Raw genomic sequence first — 2,892 nt, 5'->3', positions numbered from 1 at the left:
GAGCATATACGTAAGTCTTAATGTTTTAGCAGGCTGAGCGAAGATGGCATTGGGGACATCTGTAAGCTGATCGGTAAGAGCCTTCATATCATTAGTATCGATATAATAAACTGCTCCTTTTGAAGAATTAGCGACTACTTCATCAGCAAGGATCTTCTTAACATCCTTGTCATTCATAAGCATTCTGGGATTACCCATGAATGGTGAACCAAGAAGCGCATCCTTTAAATAACCGTCTATTGTAAGCTCTAAGGTCACGCCCTCAATCTTCAGAGTGATCTTATCTCCTATAGTCGTCTTATCAGGATCTGCAAGAATGCCGCCAAGATAGATATGGCCTTCTTCGATTTCACTTATGACTTCATTGTTTTTGTTGAAATAATTAAGTTTTGCATCCGTTACAGATGTAATCAGTCCGGGGTTTTCAAAATCTACATATTTTTTCCCGTCTTTAAGAAGGCTCTTTGCGGAAAAGAATATTATGTCTTCTTTCCTGCACTGTGTAATAGCATCCGCTTCTTCTACAATTTCATCTGTGGGATTAAGGCCGTTAGAATTAAGAGTCAGCATAACATAGTCCGGCATCTGGGCTTTATCAAAGAAATATTCTATGCCGCCAAATACTGAGATCATGTTGTTTACGCTACTGGACGCAAACATGGCTGATAATAGTACGAATATCAGCAGAATGATATTCATTGTCTTTTTTCTCTTCAGATCTTTAAATAGAATTCTGAAAAACATACCATACACTCCTTCTGGCAACTCCCTGATAATATTATAGGTGCTGCCGCTTTGTTATGGTATGAGTATAAATAATTAATTATCAAATAATCTTCAACTGGGATTTTGCTTCTAGGTTAAGGCAATAAAAAAGTCAGCAAGTATTAGGTAATCCTAACTTTGCTGACTTTTACTACTCTCTAATAAAACAAAAGGACATCCCATATCTGGAACGCCTCTCTAACAAAAACGTTGGACCGGACAGCTTACATCTGCCTTACATCCTCATGCGGTTTACAACGATTTACTTTGCTAATAGGATATTAACACTTATATGGCAAATAGTCAAATTTCAATTTATGTTCAATTCGATATCATGCGCTTCGGAAAAATCAAAAACATCATCCCCACACAAGTGATTCATCCATATTTTCACTGTTTCTGCACTATCCCTATTTTTCTTCTCTATATTCCTGTAAAAGGTATTTGCAATAAAATCTGCTAGTTGAACAAGCTTTTCATTCTTAGAATCTGTATAACTAGCATAAAAATTATTGCATATAGGATTTTTTATTGTTAGCTGCTGATTCAGATACTCTTCCAAATCATACTTTGCACCTGTAGCAACATTCTGCTCATCAAGTAATATTTCGATATTTCCCGAGCCAGTCATATATTTACTATGCTTTCTATAACAACTATCAAAAAATACTTGCACCATATAATTAAATGTTCTTGCATGATTTTCAATAAATTTGTCTTCTGTATATTTATTGTCAAGAACAATTACACCCAATTCGACCTTATCACTTCCATGCGACAATATATGATGATAGATTTTTATTTTTTCTTTCTCAGAAAGTTCTGATCCCTTTATCTCTTTATTCAATATGAGCTGGTCTTTTTTCTTGCTATCTTTTTTTATCATCTGGGATATTTTCTTTTTAAACAAACGTCTAATGGCAATAGGATTATCCGTAAACACCATTGCAATGACAAAATACCTGTTATTACTAATATTCGTCTTAGTAATGCTTCCTGATTCATCCACATAGACATATACTGTGTTACTATCTTGTAGCTCTCCCATCATACTTCTTCCATTTTTTGCAAAGCCAAAAAATCAATCCTCCTCAATCATTTTCTCGTTTTTTACCTTATATGCAATCAGCCTAAGAACATACTCAGGCATAACGCGGCGACCAAGTTCCCATTCTTGCATTGTTCTATAAGGAATGCCAAGCCAATCGGAAAAATCCTTACGATTCATTCCTGACTTTTCCCTGATCATTTTAAAAGCATATGCCATCTTACGACGCTCCGCCTCTTTATCTCCTTTTGATGGTATTTCAATCTCAATTCCTTCAATGCTATATATCTCAGTCTTCATAAGCACTCTCCTAAATAATGTAGTCAGTGCGTGTGTTTCTAATTGATTATAATGTAGTCAATGACTACGCGTCAAGATAAAAAAACACAGCTCACATAGGAGCTGTAATAAAGAATCTTTAAAGCGCCCGATGCAGTGTTTATACATCAGACGCATGATGAAGCAAATTTATATTGTTCGCCGAAGATCTTCGAGGGCTCCAATTGAACATATAATGCAGTTTACGCACCATTGTATTACAATCGGAGAAAATAAAATCCGCTCTGTTTCTACGATTGTCGCTCATAGTAACTATTTGGGTAGCGCCTGTCATGGTTTTTAGATAGTCCGCCATGTTTTGAACTGATGCATTTTTGTTGTAGATCTTGATATATGAATAGCCTTTATAATCCGTGGATGGATAAGATAAGATCTTGAGCTCACTGTATACGTCGCTTTCTTCGATCTCCTGCACAAGACGTTCTATTTTTTCTGTCTTATCAATACACATCATATATACTACAGGGTGTTCTTTAGGCCTTTCCTTATTGAGATAATTACGATAGGGCGACTTATGAAGCTTATCGTAGATATCAGTCTCAGCAGGATTTATAAGTTTGTCGTAATAGATAATAAGAACATCATCAAGGATAATTGTCGTAAAGATATTGAAGCCGCGTTCCTTAATAAAGTCCTCGATGCTATTAGCATGCTTTGCAGAAATGATATAGACCTTGGGGTATCTGTTTTCCTTGATATCATAAAGGATGGCGCCATCCATGGCTATGACAGGAAGAACT

General features: G+C 35.9%; 3 protein-coding genes and 1 pseudogene. All 4 read right to left on the bottom strand.

Annotation, left to right across the window (positions count from 1 at the left end):
* Nucleotides 1-744: pseudogene (locus K6G87_RS17115) on the bottom strand (hypothetical protein); the annotation flags it as partial.
* A gap of 331 nt (nt 745-1,075) precedes the next feature.
* Entirely contained in the window at nt 1,076-1,816 is a 741-nt protein-coding gene (locus K6G87_RS17110; RefSeq protein WP_296839963.1) for a DUF3800 domain-containing protein, read from the bottom strand.
* Nucleotides 1,817-1,846: 30 nt separating this feature from the next.
* Nucleotides 1,847-2,113, bottom strand: coding sequence for a helix-turn-helix domain-containing protein (locus K6G87_RS17105; protein ID WP_296839960.1), 267 nt, complete (start codon nt 2,111-2,113; stop codon nt 1,847-1,849).
* A gap of 139 nt (nt 2,114-2,252) precedes the next feature.
* Nucleotides 2,253-2,892, bottom strand: a 640-nt coding sequence (locus K6G87_RS17100; protein WP_296839958.1) for an HAD hydrolase family protein, incomplete at its 5' end; no start/stop codon positions are given.

The sequence above is a fragment of the Butyrivibrio sp. genome, from assembly GCF_024699075.1.
The sequence above is the reverse complement of the archived record's forward strand: the minus strand, read 5'-3'. Positions and strand labels throughout refer to the sequence as shown.

Excerpts from the sequence above, each read along its gene's own strand:
- K6G87_RS17110 (WP_296839963.1), bottom strand. The coding sequence starts at position 1,816 with ATGATGGGAGAGCTACAAGATAGTAACACAGTATATGTCTATGTGGAT.
- K6G87_RS17105 (WP_296839960.1), bottom strand. The coding sequence starts at position 2,113 with ATGAAGACTGAGATATATAGCATTGAAGGAATTGAGATTGAAATACCA.